General features: G+C 73.1%; 16 protein-coding genes. 3 read left to right on the top strand and 13 right to left on the bottom strand.

Going from position 1 to position 19,570, the window contains the following annotated elements; translation table 11 throughout:
* Positions 1-377: 377 nt before the first annotated feature.
* Entirely contained in the window at positions 378-1,337 is a 960-nt protein-coding gene (locus BM064_RS14560) for a fumarylacetoacetate hydrolase family protein (protein ID WP_092860521.1), read from the bottom strand.
* Between the two features lie 44 nt (positions 1,338-1,381).
* Positions 1,382-2,170 (bottom strand): cyclase family protein, encoded by a 789-nt coding sequence (locus BM064_RS14555; RefSeq protein ID WP_092860520.1) that lies wholly within the window; start codon positions 2,168-2,170, stop codon positions 1,382-1,384.
* 401 nt (positions 2,171-2,571) lie between these two features.
* On the opposite strand from BM064_RS14555, the gene BM064_RS14550 reads away from it, so the two are divergent.
* On the top strand, positions 2,572-4,281 hold the full coding sequence (locus BM064_RS14550) for an ABC transporter permease (RefSeq protein WP_092860519.1): 1,710 nt from the start codon (positions 2,572-2,574) through the stop codon (positions 4,279-4,281).
* Here the strand turns inward: BM064_RS14550 and BM064_RS14545 are convergent.
* From BM064_RS14545 to BM064_RS14525, 5 genes are all read right to left on the bottom strand, one after another.
* Entirely contained in the window at positions 4,256-5,089 is an 834-nt protein-coding gene (locus tag BM064_RS14545) for a PEP-CTERM sorting domain-containing protein (protein WP_092860518.1), read from the bottom strand. The genes BM064_RS14550 and BM064_RS14545 overlap by 26 nt on opposite strands.
* Before the next feature lie 94 nt (positions 5,090-5,183).
* A complete protein-coding gene (locus tag BM064_RS14540; protein ID WP_092860517.1) occupies positions 5,184-5,864 on the bottom strand; it encodes a suppressor of fused domain protein in 681 nt (226 codons plus the stop codon).
* A 109-nt stretch (positions 5,865-5,973) separates the two neighbouring features.
* Positions 5,974-6,990: an extracellular solute-binding protein gene (locus BM064_RS14535; RefSeq protein WP_092860516.1), complete on the bottom strand. Its 1,017-nt coding sequence runs from the start codon at positions 6,988-6,990 to the stop codon at positions 5,974-5,976.
* A gap of 165 nt (positions 6,991-7,155) precedes the next feature.
* The gene (gene hmuQ, locus BM064_RS14530) at positions 7,156-7,464 is read right to left on the bottom strand and encodes a heme-degrading protein HmuQ (protein WP_092860515.1); all 309 of its coding nucleotides are present in this window, start codon (positions 7,462-7,464) and stop codon (positions 7,156-7,158) included.
* A gap of 132 nt (positions 7,465-7,596) precedes the next feature.
* On the bottom strand, positions 7,597-9,264 hold the full coding sequence (locus BM064_RS14525) for a thiamine pyrophosphate-binding protein (RefSeq protein WP_092860514.1): 1,668 nt from the start codon (positions 9,262-9,264) through the stop codon (positions 7,597-7,599).
* A 525-nt stretch (positions 9,265-9,789) separates the two neighbouring features.
* On the opposite strand from BM064_RS14525, the gene BM064_RS14520 reads away from it, so the two are divergent.
* On the top strand, positions 9,790-11,205 hold the full coding sequence (locus tag BM064_RS14520) for an amidase (protein ID WP_092860513.1): 1,416 nt from the start codon (positions 9,790-9,792) through the stop codon (positions 11,203-11,205).
* 54 nt (positions 11,206-11,259) lie between these two features.
* Here the strand turns inward: BM064_RS14520 and pip are convergent, their stop codons facing one another.
* The 3 genes from pip to BM064_RS14505 all read right to left on the bottom strand — a co-directional run bounded on the left by pip (position 11,260) and on the right by BM064_RS14505 (position 14,071).
* Entirely contained in the window at positions 11,260-12,213 is a 954-nt protein-coding gene (gene pip, locus BM064_RS14515) for a prolyl aminopeptidase (protein ID WP_092860512.1), read from the bottom strand.
* 58 nt (positions 12,214-12,271) lie between these two features.
* On the bottom strand, positions 12,272-12,673 hold the full coding sequence (locus tag BM064_RS14510) for an alpha/beta hydrolase (protein ID WP_092860511.1): 402 nt from the start codon (positions 12,671-12,673) through the stop codon (positions 12,272-12,274).
* Positions 12,674-13,003: 330 nt separating this feature from the next.
* A complete protein-coding gene (locus tag BM064_RS14505) occupies positions 13,004-14,071 on the bottom strand; it encodes a type I restriction endonuclease (RefSeq protein WP_092860510.1) in 1,068 nt (355 codons plus the stop codon).
* Between the two features lie 143 nt (positions 14,072-14,214).
* Here BM064_RS14505 and BM064_RS14500 point away from each other — a divergent pair, with 143 nt between their 5' ends.
* Positions 14,215-15,534, top strand: a complete 1,320-nt coding sequence (locus tag BM064_RS14500) for a mechanosensitive ion channel family protein (RefSeq protein WP_092860509.1) — start codon at positions 14,215-14,217, stop codon at positions 15,532-15,534.
* Positions 15,535-15,641: 107 nt separating this feature from the next.
* Here the strand turns inward: BM064_RS14500 and BM064_RS14495 are convergent, their stop codons facing one another.
* The 3 genes from BM064_RS14495 to BM064_RS14485 form a co-directional block, all read right to left on the bottom strand.
* Positions 15,642-16,280: a glutathione S-transferase family protein gene (locus BM064_RS14495; RefSeq protein ID WP_092860508.1), complete on the bottom strand. Its 639-nt coding sequence runs from the start codon at positions 16,278-16,280 to the stop codon at positions 15,642-15,644.
* A gap of 3 nt (positions 16,281-16,283) precedes the next feature.
* Complete coding sequence (locus tag BM064_RS14490) at positions 16,284-17,492, bottom strand: amidohydrolase (protein ID WP_245779169.1); 1,209 nt, start codon at positions 17,490-17,492, stop codon at positions 16,284-16,286.
* Between the two features lie 329 nt (positions 17,493-17,821).
* On the bottom strand, positions 17,822-19,324 hold the full coding sequence (locus tag BM064_RS14485; protein ID WP_092860507.1) for a calcium-binding protein: 1,503 nt from the start codon (positions 19,322-19,324) through the stop codon (positions 17,822-17,824).
* Positions 19,325-19,570 lie beyond the last annotated feature (246 nt).

Here is a 19,570-nt window from a genome sequence, read left to right as displayed (position 1 = left end):
CCCCGCGAGGAAGGTCGAGCCCGCCCGCGACGCCGAGGCGACGACGCGCGCCGTGCGCGCGCCCCGCGCCGCCCCGCGGCCGCGGACCGACCGCGCGCCGCCGCGCGCCCCCGAAGCCTCCGCCCCCGCGCCAGCCACGGCCCCGCCGCAGGGCCCAAGGGGCGCGACCTCCGCCCCGCGCCGCGGGCGGACCGTCCGCCCCGGGCGCAAGGCCCGACGCGGCGCTCCCCCGCCCGCCGAAGGTCCGCGCTCCCGACCGAGGCGCGAGGCTCGTCCCGGGGCGAACGGCGAGACCTCGGCCTCGCGCCGCGAGGGGGCCGCCCGCCAAGGGCGCGCGGCCCGACGCGGCGCCCGCGCCTCGCGGGGGCGCGCCCGGCTCAGGTCAGGGGAGGGACCAGGCGGTTGCGCAGGACGCCGATCTTCTCGATCTCCAGCTCCACCACGTCGCCGTCCGAGAGATAGCGGTCGAATTCCAGTCCGCAGCCGTCGCCCACGGTGCCGGATCCGAAGAACTCGCCCGGGTGCAGGGTCTCGCCGTGGGAGACCCACTCGATCACCTGCTCGAAGCTCCAGTACATGTCGCCGGAGTTGCCGCGCGACATCTCGACCCCGTTGATCCGCACGATCATGTCGAGGCCCTTGTAGTCGCCCAGATCCTCCAGCGGCACGATGCAGGGGCCCATGGCGTTGGCCTTGTCGAAGTCCTTGCCCTTCGCAGGCCCCAGCCGGCCCTGCATCTCCAGCCCCTGCGCGTCGCGCGCGGAGAAATCGTTGAACACGGTGAAGCCGAAGATGTGCTCGCGCGCCCGCTCGGCCTTGATGTTCACGCCGCCCTTCCACAGGAAGCAGCCCAGTTCGCACTCGTAGTCCATCTTGCGGCTGTAGGGCGGGCGCGGCACGTCCTCGCCCGGGCCCGAGACGGCGAAGCGGTTGCCCTTGTAGTAGATCGGTTGCTTGTACCACTGCTCCGGCGCCATCGGCAGCTCGATCGCGTCGATCTCCGCCTGGCTGGCGCCGCGCTTTCGGGCGGCGACCACCTGCGCCGTGCGGGCGCACTGGCGCACGTGCTTCTCGAACAGCATGAAGTCGCGCATCTGCGCGGGAACCGGCGACGGGGCGCGCAGGCTCACCGCCTCCATCGGGCGCCGCTGGGCCGAGACCGCCATCCTGCGCGCCTTCTCCAGCGCCGCCGGCCCGCCCTCGATCAGCGCCTGCATCGAGACGAAGCCGTCCTCGCCGGTGGCCGAGAGGTCGGCGACCGTGTCGTCCTCCATCCAGACCCCCACCCGGTCGCGCGCGTCGTCCGCGCTCGAAAAGCGGAACGTGATCAGTCGCATGTCATTCTCCCGTCGCCTCGCCGCCGGTTGTCCCGGCGGTCCGCTCAGCTCTCCAGCACCGCCACCGCGCGGATGAACCCCGCCGAGGCCGCCTTGATCTTGTAGGGGAAGCAGATCACCTCGAACCCGTGATCAGGCAGCTGGTCGAGGTTCGCCAGCTTCTCCATGTGGCAATAGCCGATGTCGATCGAGGCGCGGTGACCCTCCCAGATGATCGAGGGGTCGCGCGTCTCCTCCCACTTGCGCTTGGTCAGCGCGAAGGGCGCGTCCCAGGACCAGCCGTCGGTGCCGGTGACGCGCACGCCGCGCTCGAGCAGCCACAGCGTCGCCTCGCGCCCCATTCCGCAGCCGCGCAGCACGTAGTCGTCCTGCCCGTAGCGCCCGCCGGCGGCGGTGTTGACCACCACGATGTCGAGCGGGCGCAGCTCGTGCCCGATGCGCTTGAGCTCCGCCTCGACGTCGCCCGGCGTTGCGACGTAGCCGTCCGCCATGTGGCGGAAGTCGAGCTTCACGCCCGGGTTCCAGCACCACTCCAGCGGCACCTGGTCGATGGTCCACGCCGGCTCGCCGCCGTTCAGCCTGCGGTTCATGGTCGAGTGATGGTGGTAGGGCGCGTCGAGATGCGTGCCGTTGTGGGTCGAGATCGCCAGCCGCTCCACCGCCCAGCCGTCGCCGCCGGGCAGATCCTCGCGCGTCAGGCCGGGGAAATGGGCGGCGAGCTGCGGGGCGGTCTGCGCATGGGGATGGTATTCGATCTCCGGCAGGCTGCCCGGCGGATCCGAGGCGATGCCCGCCTCCAGCGCCACCGACAGGTCCACGAGCTTGCGGGGCATCTTCGGCCCTCCCTGCGTCCCAGCGCCTGTATGAAGCGCTTGTTTGAATCGCAGGGAGAGTGCCGCAGCGACGCGCGGGCGTCCAGCCTTTCCGAGACCGGAGGGAAGCGGCCCGCAGGCGCCCTGCGGGCGGGCATGGCTGCGGCGCGTCCTGGGGCAGCGGGGCGCCGGGAGACGCGCAGGGCGCTTCTGAACTCACCAGAGAACAAGGGCCCGCGCCTGTTCTCCGGATCCGTCCGTCGCTGAAGATGCCTGAGCGACTCGCCCGCCCCGGTCAAGGACAGGCCGCCTTCGGCGGTCGCTTCGCGATCCTTGACCGGGGCGGGCGGCGGCGCGGGAGTTGAGGCGCGCGGCGCGGGGGGATAGGGAGAAGGCTCCTTTCGGCGATCCGCGGAGACCGCATGAGCCAGTCCAGCCTCGAGGCCGCCTCGGTTCCGCTCTTGCGGCGGCTGCGCTTCGGGCGGGGGCGCGGGCCGCGGGCGGCGTCGAGCCGGGGGCTGACCTGGCCGGCCTGGGCGCTGGCGGCGCTCTGCGCGCTGCCGGCGATCTCGGTCGCGGTCTCGGCCGTGACCGGGGACTGGTCGCTGTGGTCGCTGCTGATGGCCACCGTGCTGCCGCGCTACGCCTGGACCACGGTGGAGCTGGCGCTGCTGGTCGCGGCCGGGTCGCTGCTGATGGGCGTGGGCTCGGCGGTGCTGGTCACCGCCTGCCGCTTCCCGGGGCGGCGCTTCTTCGAGGTGGCGCTGATCGCGCCGCTGGCCTTCCCCGCCTATGTGCTCGCCTACGCCTACACCTGGGCGCTGGACCATCCCGGGCCGGTGCAGAGCGGCCTGCGCGCGCTGATGGGCTGGGGACCCCGGGACTACTGGTTTCCCGAGATCCGGTCCCTGGGCGGCGCGGCGCTGATGCTGTCGCTGGTGCTCTATCCTTACGTCTATCTCCTGACCCGGGCGGCGTTGATCCACCAGTCGGTGACGGCGGCGCAGGTGGCGCGGACGCTCGGGCTCGGACCCTGGGGGGTGCTGTTCCGGGTGACGCTGCCGATGGCGCGGCCGGCCATCGTCGGGGGCCTGGCGCTCGCGATGATGGAGACCATCGCCGACTTCGGCGCGGTCTCCCATTTCGGCGTGCAGACCTTCGCCACCGGCGTCTACCGGGCCTGGTTCTCGATGGGCGACCGGGTGGCGGCGGCCCAGCTCTCGCTGTGCCTTCTGAGCCTCGCCGTGGCCCTGGTGGCGCTGGAGCGCGCCCAGCGCGGCCGCGCCCGTCGCCACCAGGCGGGCCGGCGCTACGAGCGGCTGACCGAGGTGGCGCTGAGCGGCTGGCAGGGGCGCGCCGCGGCGCTCGCCTGCGCCGTGCCGGTCGCTTTCGGCTTCGCCGTGCCGCTGGGGATGCTGGGCTGGATGGCCTGGAGCTCCTGGTCCGGGCTGGGGGTCGAGCGCTACTGGGGGTTCGCCGCGAACACGCTGATGCTCTCGGCCTCGGCCGCGGCGCTGGTGATGGGGGCGGCGCTGCTGATCGGCTACGCGGTGCGCCTCGCGCCCGGGCCGGGGGCGAAGGCGGCGCAGCTCGCGGCCTCGGTCGGCTACGCGGCGCCCGGCTCGGTGATCGCGGTGGGGCTGCTGGGGCCGCTCGCCTTCACCGACAACGCCGTCGACGCCTGGGCGCGCGAGGCGCTGGGGGTCTCGACCGGGCTGATCCTGACCGGGACGGTAGGGGGGATCCTGCTCGCCTATCTCTCGCGCTTCATGGCCGCGGGGCTGAACGCGGTCAGCGCGGGGTTCGAGGGGCTGGGGCCGAACCTCGACAGTTCCGCCCGCGTGCTGGGCTGCAACGTCTGGGGCGTGGTGGCGCGGGTGCATGCGCCGCTGCTGCGCGGCTCGCTGCTGACGGGGGCGCTGATCGTCTTCGTGGACGTGACCAAGGAGCTGCCGGCGACCCTGATGCTGCGGCCCTTCGATTTCGACACGCTCGCCGTGCAGGCCTATCGGCTCGCCTCGGACGAGCGGCTGACCGAGGCGGCCGCGCCGTCGCTGGCCATCGCCGCGGTGGGCATGGCGCCGGTGCTGCTGCTCGCCCGCTCGATCAGGAAGAGCCGGCCGGGGAGCTGAGCCGGCGCCGCCGGACCAGCGCCAACGCGCCCAGGGCAAGCGCCAGCAGCCCGCCCGCGGCGGGCGCGGGGACGGCTGTGGCGAAGGTCCCGGGCGGGCCCGGCAGGGGCGAGGCCGCGAAGGCCTCCAGGCTCGAGGTCGAAAAGGTCGTCGCCGGCGTGGCCGACGGGACCGGCTGCATGATGAACCCCGACACGGGGGCCAAATTCCCGTCCCCGTCATGCCGGGCCCCGAGGATATGTCCCAGCTTGTGGGCGAACAGGGCCGTGCTGGCGCCGAGCGAAAAGTCGGGGGTCGCCTGCATCACCCCGTAGGGCCGCAGGGCCGCCCCGACATAGGCGAGGCCGATCGTGTTCCCCGCAATCTCGGGCGTGCCGCCGATCCAGGCGGTGTGCGCCGCGGTCGGCGGCACGCCCAGCGCCGCGGAGAAATCCTCGAGGGCGGCGAAGGCGTCCACCTCCCCGCCCGAGAGCGTGAAGTCGAAGTCGGGAAGCTCGATCGGCGCCGGCAGCACCAGCCGGATGCCGGCCGGGTCGAACATCGTCTGCAGCAGCGCCGCGTCGATCTGCGGCGTCCAGCAGGCCGCCCCGGCGTCGACGCAGATCGTCACCCGCTGCACCGCCAGTTCAGACGTGTAGACAGGCGTCGCCCGCGCGGCCTCGGCGCCCACTCCCGCGACGCTCCCCGCGAGGATCGCCGCGACGAGCGCCGCCGCGCGCCCCGGACGCGCCGCCGCGATCCGGCGCGCGGCCCAGGCCCGCCCGCGCCCGATGGCGCGCCGCGCCGAAGCGCCTGTTCCGATGGTCATTCGCCGTCTCCCCTCGTCGCCCCGCCGTCGGAGCCTTTCCGCGGCGGAAGACTGCCGGCCGGAGTTTGTACGGCGGATGAACCTGCCGCGCACGTCAGAACACGGAACCGCGACGGGAGAGGTCGGTGACGCGCCCCTGGCCCGCCGCCTCCAGCGCCGCCAGCATCGCGGCGACGGTGACGCGCTTTTCGGCCAGCGCCGCGGCCTCGGCCGCGGTGACGCCGAGGGCGAGCAGGAACGCGACCTCGCCATGGGGGGTGTCGGCGGCCTCCAGCTCCGGATCGGGGACCATCAGCAGCGCGGTGATCTCGCCCTCGGGCGACAGCGGCGCCTCGAAGGCCGCGAGGAAGCCGGGGACCAGCGCCTCCGGGTCGCGCAGGGCGTAGCGGCCGAGACGGGTCATCATCTCGGGCGGCCAGGTCGGGGCGGCGCCCGGGTCCGGGGCGGCGGCGGCGAGGCGGAACACCGGCTCCGCGCCCAGTCCGCTCGCCTCGCCGCCCGCGGCCTCGGGCGCGTAGCCCAGCGTCGAGAAGCCGAAGCCCACGTAGAGCAGATGCGCCGGCGCGCCCTCGGCCGCGGGCCGGGCCCAGATCGCGACGCTGTCGATCGGCTCGGCCTCGGCCTCGGGGTCGAGCGCCGCCTTCAGCCTGCGCGCGGCCGGCAGGGGCAGGCGGCGATGCGCGGGGCCGAGCCGGGCGGCGAGATGGGCCTCCAGCGCGTCCTGCCCCGGCGTGTCGTCGGGCGAGAAGCGGCGCGCATAGTCGTCGGGGGTCATGGCGGGCTCCGGAAGGCGGCATGGAAACGGGGCGCGGCCTGCGCCGCGCCCCGTGCTTGTGGCATGTCGGTCCGATCGAGGCGACGTCAAGCCGCCCCGCGGGCCCGGATCACTCGTAGCCGACGCTGTCGTAGATCATCTGCGCGCGGGCCTGGTTGCGGCCGAGCTCCGCGAGGTTCAGCTCGTCGGCCTTGAACTCGCCGAGCTGGGCGGTGGAGTCGGCCTGGGTCACGCCCTCGACGGCCGGATACTCGTCGTTGCCCTTCGAGAAGTACTCCTGCGCGGAGTCGGAGGCGAGGTACTCGAGGAACGCCTTCGCGGCCTCGGGATGGGGCGCGTGGGCGGCCATGGCGCCGGCCGAGACGTTCACGTGGGCGCCGTTCCCGTCCTGGTCGGGGAACACCCAGCCGATGCGGTCGACATGGGCCGTGACGCCGTCCACCTCGGTGCGCAGGGCGCGGGCGAAATAGTAGGTGTTGGCCAGCACCACGTCGCACTCGCCCGAGACGATGGCGCGCAGCTGGTCGGTGTCGCCGCCCTGCGGGTCGCGGGCGCGGTTGTCCCACAGGCCCTGCGCCCACTCGGTCGCGGCCGCCTCGCCGTCATGGGCGATCTTCGAGGCCAGCAGCGACAGCATGTAGATGTTGGAGCCCGAGCGGGTGCACACCCGGCCCTTCCACTTCGGATCGGCGAGCTCGGCATAGGTCTGCGGCGGCTCGGTCACGTCCTGCTTGTCGTAGAAGATGATCCGCGCGCGCTGCGAGAAGCCGAACCACAGGTCGTCGGGGTGGCGCAGATGCTCGGGGATCCGCTCGTCGAGGATCTCGCTTTCGACCGGCGCCAGGATCCCGGCCTCCTCGGCGCGCCACATGCGCCCGGCGTCGGTGGTCAGGAACACGTCGGCGGGGGAGTTGCGCCCCTCGGCCTTCATCCGCTCGATCAGTTCGTCGGCGCCGGCCTCGATGCGGTTCACCTTGATGCCGGTGGCCTTCTCGAAATCGGTGTAGAGCCGCTCGTCCGTGTCGTAGTGGCGGGAGGAATAGAGGTTCACTTCCTGCGCCGAGGCGGCGGCGGCGGCCAGCGTCAGCGCGCCGGCGAGAATGGAGCGGGCAAGGGTTCGAGGCATGTCGGATCGCTCTCCTGCGTTCGACCTGTCCGGCCGGTCCCGCAGGACCGGCGCGCCCGAGGGGAGGGCGCGCCGATTACCTGACCGTTTCGCAAGGTCATGTCAATTCCTACGCGATTCGTCAGGAATTGACGCCTGCGTCGACCGTCCGGCGGGGGCGGCCGATCACATCTCGATGGTCGCCTCGAAGCCCTCGAACTGCGGCGGGCCGAGGTAGAGCGACTTGGTCTCGCCGGCCCCGGCATGGGCGGCGCGGAACTGCTCTGACTTCGTCCACGCCTCGAAGGCGGCGCGGGAAGTCCAAGTGGTATGAGAGACATAGAGGATGCTCTCCTCCGTCTCCGGCCCGCGCAGCAGGCGGAAGGAGACGAAGCCCGGAACCTCGCGCAGGCGGCTGTCGCGGCGCCGCCAGACCTCCTCGAACTCGGCTCCGCGACCCGGGGCGACGCGGAAGCGATTCATGGCAATATACATGGGGGAACTCCTGAATGTCGGAGCCGGTCGGGTCCGCTCCTCCCCTGAGGTCGCCCGCGGGGGCGATCCGCGTCAAGATCGCCGTGCGCCCCCTAAGATCCGCGCGAGCGGGGGAAATTCCCGCGCGCCGGCTCAGATTCGCCCGTCGTAGCCCCCCGGCGGGATCCGCGCGGCGATCACGCTGAAGCCGGGGGCGGCGAAGGCTTCCGCCAGCGCCGCGCGGAGCGCGGGGGCGTCCTCGACCGTGGCGCCGCGCCCGCCGAGCGCGCGGGCCACGGCGGCGTAGTCGGTGGTCCCGAAGGCGACGCCGGCGGACGGCAGCCCCTCGGCCCGCTGCTTGAGCGCGATCAGCTCCAGCGAGCCGTCGACCAGCACCACCACCACCACCGGCAGGCCGAGGTCGCGCAGCGTGGCGAGCTCGCCGAGCGTCATGTCGAGGCATCCGTCCCCGATCACGCACAGCACCGGGGTCCCGGGCCGGACGAGCTTCGTGCCCACGGCCAGCGGCAGGGCGCAGCCCATGGTGCACAGGCCCGAGGACTGCAGCAGCTCGCCCGGCGCCCCGCAGGTCCAGACCTGGCTGAGCAGGATGCGGTGCGCGCCGCTGTCGACCGTGGTCACCGCGCCGGCGGGCTTCATGGCGTTCAGCACATGCATCACCTGCGCGGGGCCCCAGGCCTCGCCCGGGGCGAAGGCCTCGGCGAGGGCTGCGCGGACGCGGGCGGGCGCGCCGTCGGGCCAGGCGGCGGCGGGGGCGAGGCCCGCGGTCAGCGCCTCGAGCCCCGCCGCGATCCCGCAGCACCAGGAGACGGCGGCGTGGTGGAGGTACTGGCGGTCGGGGGCGTGGGCGATCTCGACCGCGCGGGCGGGGTCCCAGGGGTCGCGCCAGCCCGCGCGCATCTCGATCGGATCGTAGCCCGCGCAGATCACCAGGTCGGCGGCGCGCAGCAGCGGCAGGATCGCCGCGTCCGACTTCGGCGAGAGGCCGTGCCCCCCGAGGCTCAGCGGATCGTCCTCCGCCAGCGCGCCCTTGGCCTTGTAGGTGGTCGCGACCGGGATGCCGTGCGCGGCCGAAAGCGCGCGGATCGCTGCCACGCCCTCGGGCTCGCCGAGCAGGTCGAGGCCGGCGAGGATCACCGGGCGCGTCGCGCGGGCGAACATCTCCCGCGCCCGGTCGAGATCCGGCCCCGGCCCGGGGGCGGCCGGCGAGAGAGCGGGGCGCAGGGGGGCGCCGTCGGCGCCGGGCTCGGGCGCCGCGGCGACGGGGATCGGCAGGTCGACGTGCACGGGGCCGGGGCGGGGGTCGAGGGCGAGGCGCACGGCCTTGTCGATCATCGGCGCGCAGGCGCCGGCGCGGGCCTCGAAGCTGGCCTTGACCAGCGGGCGCAGCACCGCCTGGTGGTCGAGCACCTGGTGCGAGTAGGTCAGGGCCTGCGCGTCGGGGATGCGGCCCGAGATCACGATCAGCGGCACGCGGTCCTGCTGGGCGTTGGCGACGACGTTGACGGCGTTGGCGATGCCGGGCCCGACGGTGGCGACCAGCACCCCCGGCGCGCCGGTCGCGTGCCAGGCGGCCTCGGCCATGAAGCCGGCGGCGTTCTCGTGGCGGGCGAGGTGGAAGGCGACGCCGGCCCGCTCCAGCGCCGCGATCAGGGCCAGCACCTCGCCGCCGGGCACCCCGAAGGCATGGCGCACGCCCGCCGCGTGCAGGCGCCTCGCGATGGCGTCGGCGGAGGTCGTGGCGTCGGCGCGCGGGAGGTCGGGGGTCTCGGCGAGGGTCTGGGTCGGCTGGACGGTCATGGCGGGCTCCGGCTGCTCCCCGCGATCCTGACGCCGCGCGGGGGCGGAGGCGAGGGGCCGCACGCAAAGGTGAGGGGCGGGGAGCGCCCTGCCCCGCGGCGCGCGTGCCGGCGGCGGGCGTCGGTAGGGTCGGCGAGCCGTGCGCCCGCGGCGGGCCGCGAGAGGCCCCGGGTCGAGCCCGGGGCGCCCGCGGGGGCGGCGGGCGGCAGGAGATCGACGCCCCCGGAGCAGAGAGCCCTGTCCCCGGACTCGCAGACCCGCAGCAATCGCTCACCAATACGCACGTATGCGTCTTGCGGTCGCTCCGCCGCCTTCCCGCTCGCGCCGGGGCGTGGAGCGGCTAGGCTGCCCTCCAGCGCGGCCCGCGCCGGGCCGCGCCCCCCTCTCCGCCCGCCGGGACCGGCGCCCGGCGCGGCCGCCCGCGCCCGCCGCCCGCCGCTCCGCCTGCCCGGAGCCGCGGCCCCCGGCGCGCCCGGACGGCCCGCCGCCCTGCCCCGCGCGGGCCTGCAACGCAGGAGCGCGCGCATGTCTTCCGAACTCTGGTCCTGGACGGCCAGCGAGCTGGCCTCGGCCATCGCCGCGGGCAAGATCACCTCGGTCGAGGCGACCGAGAGCGCGCTGGCGCGGATGGAGGCGGTCAACCCCGCCCTCAACGCCGTCGTCGACCCGCTGCCCGAGCAGGCGATGGAGGCCGCGAAGGCCGCCGACGCCGCCCTGCGCGCGCACGGCCCCTCCGGCCCCCTGCACGGCGTGCCGGTGACGGTGAAGATCAACGTCGACTACAAGGGCCGCGCCACCACCAACGGCGTGGTGAAGTTCAAGGACCTGATCGCGCCCGAGGACGGCTCGGTCGTGCGCGGGATCAAGGCGGCGGGCGGCGTCATCATCGGGCGCACCAACACGCCCTGCTTCTCGATGCGCGCCTTCACCTCGAACGACCTGCACGGGATGACCGTGAACCCGCACGATTCCACGATCACGCCGGGCGGCTCGTCGGGCGGCGCGGGCTCGGCCACCGCGGCGGGCATCGGCGCGATGGGGCACGGCAACGACATCGGCGGCTCGGTCCGCGGGCCGGCCTATCACTGCGGCCTCTACGGCCTGCGCCCGACGGCGGGGATCGCGGGGGCCTACAGCCCCTCCCAGCTCGCCGAGCGGATGATCGTGAGCCAGATGAGCTCGGTGCAGGGCCCGCTCGCCCGCTCGGTCGAGGACGTGCGGCTGGCGATGCTGGCGCTGGCCAAGCCCGATCCGCGCGACGTCTGGCAGACGCCCTCCACCGGCCTGTTCGCCCCCCTCGGCCACGCGCCCTGCAAGGTGGCGCTGGCGGCCGAGAGCCCCGACTTCCCCACCGACCCCGCGGTCTCGGCCGCGATCCGCAAGGCCGGCGCGATCCTGGCGGATGCGGGCTACGAGGTGGTCGAGGTCCCCACGCCGTCCTTCCAGGAGGCGGTGGAATACTGGCGCATCGTGCTGGGCAACGAGATGCGCGCGGGCCTCGCGGGCCTGATGCAGGAGATCGGCGACGCCAAGATGAAGAAGGCGCTCGAGGTCACGCTGCGCGGAGTGCCCGAGATTTCCGACCGCGACGGGATGCTGAAGCTGATCGCGAAGCGCTCGACGATCCTGCGCGAGTGGCAGGCGTTCCTCGCCGACTACCCGCTGATCCTGACCGCCACCTGCTGGTCGAAGCCCTTCGAGGAGGATTACGACCAGCGCGACGACCTCGACGCCGACGCCTTCTTCGCGGCGATGGCGCCCCTGACCGGCACGCCCACCATCGGCCTGCCCGGCTTCTCCGTGCCCGTCGACACGGTTCCCGGCAAGCCGATGGGGGTGCAGCTGATCTCGGCCCGCTACGGCGACCGGGCCCTGCTCGAGGCCGGCGCGGTGATCGAGCGCGGCATCGGCCCCATCGCGCCCATCGACCCGCGGGGCTGAGCGCCGCCCCAAGGACAGGCCGCCGCGGTCCCCCGCGGCGGCCTGCTGCGGTCCTCAGAGGTCCGCGAAGCGCTCGGTCGCCCGCAGCAGCCGGTCGCGGATGCCGGGCTCCATGGCCGAGTGGCCGGCGCCCTCGACGATGTGCAGGGTCGAGTCCGGCCAGCGCTTGTGCAGCTCCCACGCGCTGCGCAGCGGACAGGGCATGTCGTAGCGGCCGTGGATGATCTCGCCCGGGATTCCCGCCAGCTTGTGCGCCTCGTCCAGCAGCTGGTTCGGGCGCAGCCAGCAGTCGTGCAGGAAGAAGTGGTTCTCCAGCCGCGCGAAGGCGAGCGCGAAATGCGGGTCGCCGAACTTCGCCTGGGCGTCGGCGGGCAGCAGGTTGATCGTCGTCCCCTCCCAGATCGACCAGGCGCGGGCGGCCGCCAGCCGCACCGCCTCGTCGTCGCAGGTCAGCAGCTTGCGATAGGCGGCCACCAGGTCCCCGTCGCGCTCGGCCGGCGGGATCGGGGCCAGGAACTTCTCCCACGCGTCGGGGAACATCTCGGAGACGCCCCGGCGGTAGTACCAGTCGATCTCCGCCCGGGTGACCGTGTAGATGCCGCGCAGGATCAGCGCGCCGACCCGCTCGGGATGCGCCTGCGCATAGGCCAGCGCGAGCGTCGAGCCCCAGGAGCCGCCGAAGACCAGCCAGCGCTCGCAGCCGACCAGCGCGCGCAGCCGCTCTATGTCGGCCACCAGCCGCCAGGTGTCGTTCGCCTCCAGCGCGGCATGCGGCTCCGAGCGGCCGCAGCCGCGCTGGTCGAACAGCAGGAGGTCGTAGCGCGACGGGTCGAAGAAGCGGCGGTAGTCCGGCGCGATCCCGCCCCCCGGCCCCCCGTGCAGGAACACGGCCGGCTTGGCGCCGGGCGTGCCGACGCGCTCGTAATGGATGCGGTGGCCCTCGCCGACGTCGAGAAAACCGGTCTCGTAGGGCTCTACGGGCGGGTGGAGGTCGCGCAGCTCGGTCATGAGATCCTTCCTCGGCAGGCGGCGCGACGATGGCCGCGCCGCGCCGCCTGCGCAAGGCTCAGCCGCCCCAGGCCCGCGCCGCCGCCTCCAGCCGGGCGGGCTTCGCAGGCCAGGAGACGGCGATGAAGGCGCCTGCGTCGCCGAGGTCGCGCCGCCATGCCGACGAGACCGGCAGCGGGCATTCGAAGGTCCCGTTGCAGCCGTGCCCGAAGATGAAGACGTCGCCCCGCCCCGAGAGCGCCAGGCGCTCGTCCACCCGCCGGGCGAAGGCGTCGCCCGCGGCGGCGACGGCGGGGTCCTCGGGCAGGATCGCGGGTAAGTCGGTCGGGCCGGCGGGGAGGATGCCGACCTCCTCGACCGAGGCGACCGAGATGGTGCGCGCGGGCCGGCGGCCGGTGACGTAGAGCAGCTCGTCGAGCCGCGCATAGTCCCGCGCATCGAGCCCTGCGAACGGATCCACTGCCCCGACGAATAGAGCGCCGGCGGCCCCAGCCGCTCCGGCTCGTCACAGGACCCCGCGCAGCCCGCCGGCAACAGCGCCGCGACGGCGGCCGCCGCGACCGTACGCACCGATGAGCGCGGCGAGGACAGGAGAGTCTATGGCGAGGGCCGGCGATCCGGCCCGCCGCCGAAGCCCTTGCGATCCCGGCATCTCGCCCCGCCTCGTCCAGAGAACCGGCCGAGCCCAGCAGGCGCTTCCGCTTCGCCGAAGCGCGATCGCAAACCGGCGACGAGCGTCCCCGACGCGCCCATCTGCATTCGGCTGGAAACGCAGGCCCGACGGGAGAGGTCAGGCGTAAGACTTTATCACCGCCTCGATCTGGTCGACGTACTGATAGAGGTCGTCCGGCCCGGAAACCTTGTGCCTCGCCTCCGCTTTCTCGGCGTCGAAGATTCCGACATGCCGCGTGGTGGCCGAGTTGAAGTAGAGCCGACAGATCGGCTTGCGGTTGTTGTCGTCCATCAGGATCGCGCAATAGCTCTTGGCATCGCGGATCGCGATGCGGTCGACCGGGACATGGCGCGCAGCGATGGCGCGCACGATGAGGTGGCCGGCGAGCTCCTCGGGCGTGGTCACGACGTCGCCGGGGCTCGGCTCGTCCGCCTCCGCGGCGGGCTGCGGCTCCGGGGCGGGCTTTCGATCTTCGCGGAAGCTGATGCTGAGCTTGTCCTGGATCCGGTCGCGGATGATCTCCTCGAGCGCGGACTGAATGGCGGGCCGCAATTGCTCCGACACGGCCTTGGTTATCGAGCCTTCATGGATCCGCCGGCCGATCAGCCGGACGAACTCGTCCTCTGGATCCCCGAGCTGCTGTTTGAGGTAGGTCGCGGCCGCGCGCGTGTACTTGAGGTTGGAGGCCGCCTCGACGATCGCCTCGATCTCGAAATTCGGCTTCTGGAAGCGGGCCAGCTCCTCCACCTGGGCGCGGTCGTAGTTCTGGAAATCGAAGCGAAAGAAAGGTTTTCCGTCCATCTTGTTCGGCGCATCGGTATCGGAGAAGAACCAGGCCTCGCGCCCATTGGTCAGGATCGCGAGCCGCGCCTCCGTGACGGAGAAATAGCGGAAGAGCTGGCTGTACTGGACGTCGCCCAGCTTCGCGCCGATCGGCTTCGCCTCCACCAGCATGGCGATCTTGCCGTCGATCTTGACGGCGAAGTCGACCTTCTCGCCCTTCTTCGTGCCGACGTCGGCCACGAACTCGGGGATCACCTCGTCGAGGTTGAAGACGTCGAACCCCAGCATCTGCAGAAATGGCAAGATGACGGAGGTCTTGGTGGCCTCCTCGGTTTGGGCCTGCCGCTCGGCGACCTTGGAACGACTGGAAATCTGCGCCACGCGCTCAAAGAAATCAGACACCGTCTTTTCCTCCCCTGGTTGCAACCAGTGGTGCGAGGAAGTGGTCGTAACGTCAAGGCATTTGCATCGGCCAGCCGGCGCGCCGCCGCGCGCGACCGGAAGCCTCTTTCCCCGCCGGGCGAGGGGGGCGAGAGTGGGGGACGATGACCGATCTCGAAGAGCTTCTTGCCCAGGCGCAGCTGCTGCTGCCCTGGCTGCGCAACGAACTGGTGGCGATGGCCCAGCCCTGGCGGCTGGCGCAGCTGGGGCTGATCGCGCTGCTGGCGCTGCTTGCCTGGGGGATCGGGCGCGCGGCGCATCCGCGGATGGACGCCTGGATGCGCGGGCGCCCGCTGACGCCGCCGGCGGCGCGGGCGCTGGTGCTGGTGCGCGACCGGCTGGGGCTGATCGCCTTCGCAGTCCTCGGCTGGGCGGTGGCGGCGGGGATGGCCGAGGTCACCTGGCCCTCGCGCTCGCACCTGCTGGGGCTGGCGGCGCAGCTCGCCGCGGTCTGGGCGGGCGTGGGCATCGCCGTGCGGCTGATCCGCAACCCGCTGCTGCGCCGCTTCGCCCGCTGGGGGGCGCTGATCTTCGCCACCGCCCTGGTGCTCGGCCAGGCGGGCGCGCTGATGGAGGCGCTCGACGGCGTGGCGGTGACGGTGGCCGAGCGGCGCGTCTCCCTGCTGACCGCCGCCCGCGGCCTGCTGGCGCTGATCGCGCTGATCTGGCTGGCGCGCTGGGCGCTGGCGGTGCTGCGGCGCAGGCTCGCGGGGGTCGAGGAGATCTCGCCCTCGATGCGGGTGCTGACCGAGAAGGTCGCGGCCTTCGCCATCTTCGTGGCCGCCGCGGCGGCGGCGCTGAACGTGGCGGGGTTCGACCTGACCTCGCTCGCCGTGTTCTCGGGGGCGATCGGGCTCGGCGTGGGCTTCGGGCTGCAGAAGGTGGTCTCGAACCTGGTGTCGGGGGTGATCCTCTTGGTGGACAAGTCGATCAAGCCCGGGGACGTGATCTCGCTCGGCGAGACCTTCGGCTGGATCTCGGGGCTGAACGCCCGCTACGTCTCGGTCGTCACCCGCGACGGGCGCGAGTATCTGATCCCCAACGAGGACCTGATCACCGGCCAGGTGGTGAACTGGTCCTATTCCTCGGAGCTGGTGCGCCTCGACGTGACCTTCGGGGTGGCCTACGCCTGCGACCCCCACGCGGTGCGGCGCATCGCGGTGGAGGCGGCGAAGGGGGTGACGCGCGTCTCCCACGACCCCGCGCCGGTCTGCCACGTGACGGCCTTCGGCGACAGCTCGGTCGACTTCGTGCTGCGGTTCTGGATCCATGACCCCGCGCAGGGGCTGACCAACGTGCGCGGGGCGGTGTTCCTGGCGCTGTGGGACGCCTTCCAGGCGAACGGGATCGAGATCCCCTTCCCCCAGCGCGACGTCCGCATCGTCGAGACCCCGTCGCGTCGCCGCGAGGCCCCCAAGGACTGACCCCCGGCCCCCGGGCGCGCCCCGCGCCACAGGCCCAAGCCCGCCCGCAGGGCGCCTATGGGCCGGGGAGCCCGGCCCTCGTCATTGCAGTCCGGGGCGCCCGGCCCTCAGGGCATCGGGATCGCCTCGCCGATCTTCGGCACGTCGTAGCCGCGCTGCACCGCCTCGCGCTCGGCGATGCGGCGGTACCAGGCGAGCACGCCGGGGAACTCGCTCAGGTCGATCCCCTGCCGTTCGAACCGCGCGGCCCAGGGCCAGATCGCCATGTCGGCGATCGAGTAGGCCCCCGGCCCCTGCCCCGCCACGAAGTCCCGCCCCCGCAGGCGGGCGTCGAGCACGCCGTAGAGCCGGCGCGCCTCGGCTCCGAAGCGGGTCTCGGCGTATTCGGACTTGCCGGGGTTGAAGAAGCGGAAGTGGTGCACCTGGCCGAGCGTCGGGCCGAAGCCCGCCATCTGCCACATCAGCCACTCGACCACGCGCCATTCCTCGCCGCCCTCGGTCAGGAACTTCCCGTGGCGCTTGGCGAGGTAGAGCAGGATCGCCCCGCTCTCCATCAGCGTCTGGCCGGTCTGGCGGTCGACGATGGCGGGGATCTTGTTGTTGGGCGCGACCGAAAGGAACTCGGGCGCGAACTGCTCGTCGCGGCCGATGTTCACGGCGTGGATCTCGTAGGCGACGCCCAGCTCCTCGAGCAGGATCGAGACCTTGCGCCCGTTGGGCGTCGACCAGGTGTAGAAGTCGATCATCGCTCAGTCCGCCGGCAGCAGCCGGTCGACCAGCGCCAGCCAGTAGGCCACGCCCAGCGGGATCGAGGCGTCGTTGAAGTCGTAGTCCGGGTAATGCAGCCGGCCCGAGACATGGTCGTCCGACCCCGTCCCCATCCAGATGTAGTGCCCCGGCCGCGCGTTGAGCATGAAGGCGAAGTCCTCGCCCGCCATGCAGGGCTCGGCGGTGCGGGAGACGGCGGCCTCGCCCACCACGCTCTCGGCGACCTGGGCGGCGATCTCGGCCTCGGCCTCGGGGTTGATGCAGGGCGGGTAGTTGCGGCGGTAGTCGATCACCGCCTCGCAGTCGAAGGCCTCGGCGACCGAGCCCGCGAGCTTGCGCAGCCGCGCCTCCGTCTTGTCGCGCGCGGCGTCGGAGAAGAAGCGGACCGAGCCGCCCACGACCGCCCGGTCGCCCATCACCACGTAGGCGTCCGAGCCCTTGATCATCGAGATGCCGACCGTCACCGCCTCGAAGGGCGAGAGGTTGCGGGCGGGGATCGACTGCACCGTGGTGACGAAATGGGCGGCGGTCAGCACGGTGTCGACGCCGGCATGGGGGACGCCCGCGTGGGTGCCCTGCCCCTCGAAGGCGATGTCGAAATAGTCGATGCCGGCCATGGTCGGCCCGGGCAGCGCGGTGAAGGTCCCCAGCGGCTGGTCGGGCATGTTGTGCAGGCCCCAGACGGTCTCGCACGGGGCCTTGTCGAACATCCCGTCCTCGACCATCTCGCGCCCGCCGCCGCCGCCTTCCTCCGCCGGCTGGAAGATCAGCGCGACCGAGCCTGCGAAGTCCCGCGTCTCGGCCAGGATCTTGGCGGTGGCGAGGAGCATGGCGGTGTGCCCGTCATGGCCGCAGGCGTGCATCTTTCCGGGGTGGGTCGAGGCGTGCGGCAGGCCCGTGCGCTCCTGCATCGGCAGGGCGTCGATGTCGGTGCGCAGGCCGATCATCTTGCCCTTGGCCTTGCCATGCACGATGCCGACGACGCCGGTGCGCCCCAGGCCGGTCAGGATCTCGTCGACGCCGAACGCCTTCAGCTTCTCCTGGATCAGGGCGGAGGTGCGGTGCTCCTCGAAGCCGATCTCGGGATGGGCGTGGATGTCGCGGCGCCAGGCGGTCGCCTCGGCATGGACGGCGGCGATGCGGTCCTGGTGACGGCCGAGCGGGCTGGGCGAGGACGACATGTCGTTCATGGGCGGATCTCCTGCGGCCCGCGCAGGGAGGCGGAACGCGCCGCGCGGGCGCATGCGGGCCGGAGCGCGGAGCCTGCGGCGCCGAGCGCCCCGCGGTCAAGGCGGGCCGCAGCCGGCCGGCGGGGCGACGCGACGCGGCCCTGGACGCGCGGATGCCGGCGCGCCCCCGCCGTCTCCCGCCCGGAGCGTCCAGGCGACGCGCGGGGCCGGAGGGTCAAGGCGGAGGAGACGCCGGCCGATCTCCCGCCGGAAGAGGCCGCTCCGTCGCCGCCGCGCGACGGGGCGGCCGCGCGGCCCCGGACCTTCCCCGTTCCCCTGAGGGGGCGGCGTCACAGGATGAAGTCGTCCAGCGTCATCTGCGCCTTCGTCAGCCCGATGATCTGGATCGAGCCGTCGCCGCCCAGCTTGTCCAGATCCACCATCACCGAGTTGCCGGAGAGGGTCTTGGAGGCGTCCTTGATCGCCGTCAGCTCGTCGCCCGTGATGACGAGGCGCGAGAGGTCGATGCGGTCGAGCCCGTTCTGGAAGTCGGTGATCAGGTCGTCGTCCGTCCTGCGGCCGAAGCGGAAGAAGTCCCCCGCCGCGCCGCCCACAAGCCGGTCGTCGCCGCGGCCTCCGACCAGGTTGTCGGCGTCGTCGCCGCCGTAGAGCTCGTCCTCGCCCCCCTGCCCGCGCAGCAGATCGTCGCCGGCGCCGCCCACGAAGGTCTCGTCCGCCGCGCCGCCGTAGGCCCGGTCGTCGCCGTCGCCGAGGTCGACCGAGCCCAGGACGCGGCCGTCGCCGGCGCGGAACACGTCGTAGCGGTCGCCCATGAACACGTCGCCCTGCACGAGGCCGTGGCCCAGCTTCACGCTGTCCGAGCCGCCCCCCATGTCGATGGAACCGTCCACCTCGCCGGTTCCGATGCGGAGCTGGTCGTTGCCGCCGCCCAGCGTCGCGACGCCCTGCAGCAGTCCCGAGGCCAGCACGACCGTGTCGGCGCCCAGGCCCGCGTCGAGGTCGCCGCTCACCGTCCCGGTTCCGAAGCGCAGCACGTCGTCGTGGTCGCCGAGCCGCACGTCCCCCTGCACCACGCCGGCCGCCAGCACCACCCGGTCGAAGCCCGACCCCGCATCGACGTCGCCGGCGATCTCGCCCCCGCTCATGCGCAGCAGATCGTCGCCGCCGGCGAGCAGCACGTCGCCGCCCATGCGGCCCGAGTTCAGCACCGTGTCGATGCCGGCGCCGCCGGAAAAGGCGCTGGCGGCGAGGCTCGCGATCTCGCCGAAGTTGCGCAGGATCACGTCCGTTCCCGCCACGAGGACCGCCGCCCCGGACGCGGTGATGGTCCCGGTGTTGACGATCCGGGCGTTCGTCGAGGCGGTCACGCCCGACGAGGTATGGCCGTGGATCATGCCGTGGTTGACCAGTTCGGCGTCGTCGCCGTCGAGGACCACGCCCCGCAGGCCCGTCATGGCGCCGAAGTTGGAAACCTTGCCGTCCGCGCCCAGCAACTGGACCGCCGCGTCGGAGAGGCCCTTGATCACGCCGCTGTTGAGCACGACGTGGCTGTTCCCGTTCAGCTCGACCCCGTCGCTGGCGCCGATGATCGTGCCGCCGGCGTCGACCGAGACCTTCAGCCCGCCCGAAGCCACGTCCGAGCTGACGGCGTCCCCGTCCTCGGAGAAGATCGCGCCCTGCACCACCAGCGAGACCGAGCTCAGCCCCGCGAAGTTGAAGGCGTCCCCGAACCCGGTGATCGAGAGCCGCCCGGTCGCAACCACCACGACCATGTCGCCGGATGCGGCCGCGGTGAAGCCGTCGGTATCCGTGCCGATGAATGCAAGCGTCACTGGAAGTCTCCCCTTCCCCAACGATCCCGCGGTCCCCCCGCGGGAACTCCCCAGGCGCGCGGGGCGATGCGCCGCCCCGATCCGCGCGCGGCAGAGCAGACAGCAAGCCGAGTGAACGGCATGGGAACCAGACGCGGCCCCGCCCAGGGCCCGGGCGCCGGACGGCCTCGCCGCATCGGCCGGAAACGGCCGACCGGCCCTCCCCCGTCCCCCCGTCGCTCCGCTCGTCTCAGGGCGGCGGACTTC

This window comes from Albimonas pacifica (genome assembly GCF_900113695.1).
In the GTDB taxonomy this organism is placed as follows: Bacteria; Pseudomonadota; Alphaproteobacteria; order Rhodobacterales; family Rhodobacteraceae; genus Albimonas; species Albimonas pacifica.
Note: the sequence above shows the minus strand (reverse complement) of the source record. Positions and strands in the feature narration are given on the sequence as shown.

Excerpts from the sequence above, each read along its gene's own strand:
- BM064_RS14560 (WP_092860521.1), bottom strand. The coding sequence starts at position 1,337 with ATGCGACTGATCACGTTCCGCTTTTCGAGCGCGGACGACGCGCGCGAC.
- BM064_RS14555 (WP_092860520.1), bottom strand. The coding sequence starts at position 2,170 with ATGCCCCGCAAGCTCGTGGACCTGTCGGTGGCGCTGGAGGCGGGCATC.
- BM064_RS14550 (WP_092860519.1), top strand. The coding sequence starts at position 2,572 with ATGAGCCAGTCCAGCCTCGAGGCCGCCTCGGTTCCGCTCTTGCGGCGG.
- BM064_RS14545 (WP_092860518.1), bottom strand. The coding sequence starts at position 5,089 with ATGACCATCGGAACAGGCGCTTCGGCGCGGCGCGCCATCGGGCGCGGG.
- BM064_RS14540 (WP_092860517.1), bottom strand. The coding sequence starts at position 5,864 with ATGACCCCCGACGACTATGCGCGCCGCTTCTCGCCCGACGACACGCCG.
- BM064_RS14535 (WP_092860516.1), bottom strand. The coding sequence starts at position 6,990 with ATGCCTCGAACCCTTGCCCGCTCCATTCTCGCCGGCGCGCTGACGCTG.
- hmuQ (WP_092860515.1), bottom strand. The coding sequence starts at position 7,464 with ATGTATATTGCCATGAATCGCTTCCGCGTCGCCCCGGGTCGCGGAGCC.
- BM064_RS14525 (WP_092860514.1), bottom strand. The coding sequence starts at position 9,264 with ATGACCGTCCAGCCGACCCAGACCCTCGCCGAGACCCCCGACCTCCCG.
- BM064_RS14520 (WP_092860513.1), top strand. The coding sequence starts at position 9,790 with ATGTCTTCCGAACTCTGGTCCTGGACGGCCAGCGAGCTGGCCTCGGCC.
- pip (WP_092860512.1), bottom strand. The coding sequence starts at position 12,213 with ATGACCGAGCTGCGCGACCTCCACCCGCCCGTAGAGCCCTACGAGACC.
- BM064_RS14500 (WP_092860509.1), top strand. The coding sequence starts at position 14,215 with ATGACCGATCTCGAAGAGCTTCTTGCCCAGGCGCAGCTGCTGCTGCCC.
- BM064_RS14495 (WP_092860508.1), bottom strand. The coding sequence starts at position 16,280 with ATGATCGACTTCTACACCTGGTCGACGCCCAACGGGCGCAAGGTCTCG.
- BM064_RS14490 (WP_245779169.1), bottom strand. The coding sequence starts at position 17,492 with ATGAACGACATGTCGTCCTCGCCCAGCCCGCTCGGCCGTCACCAGGAC.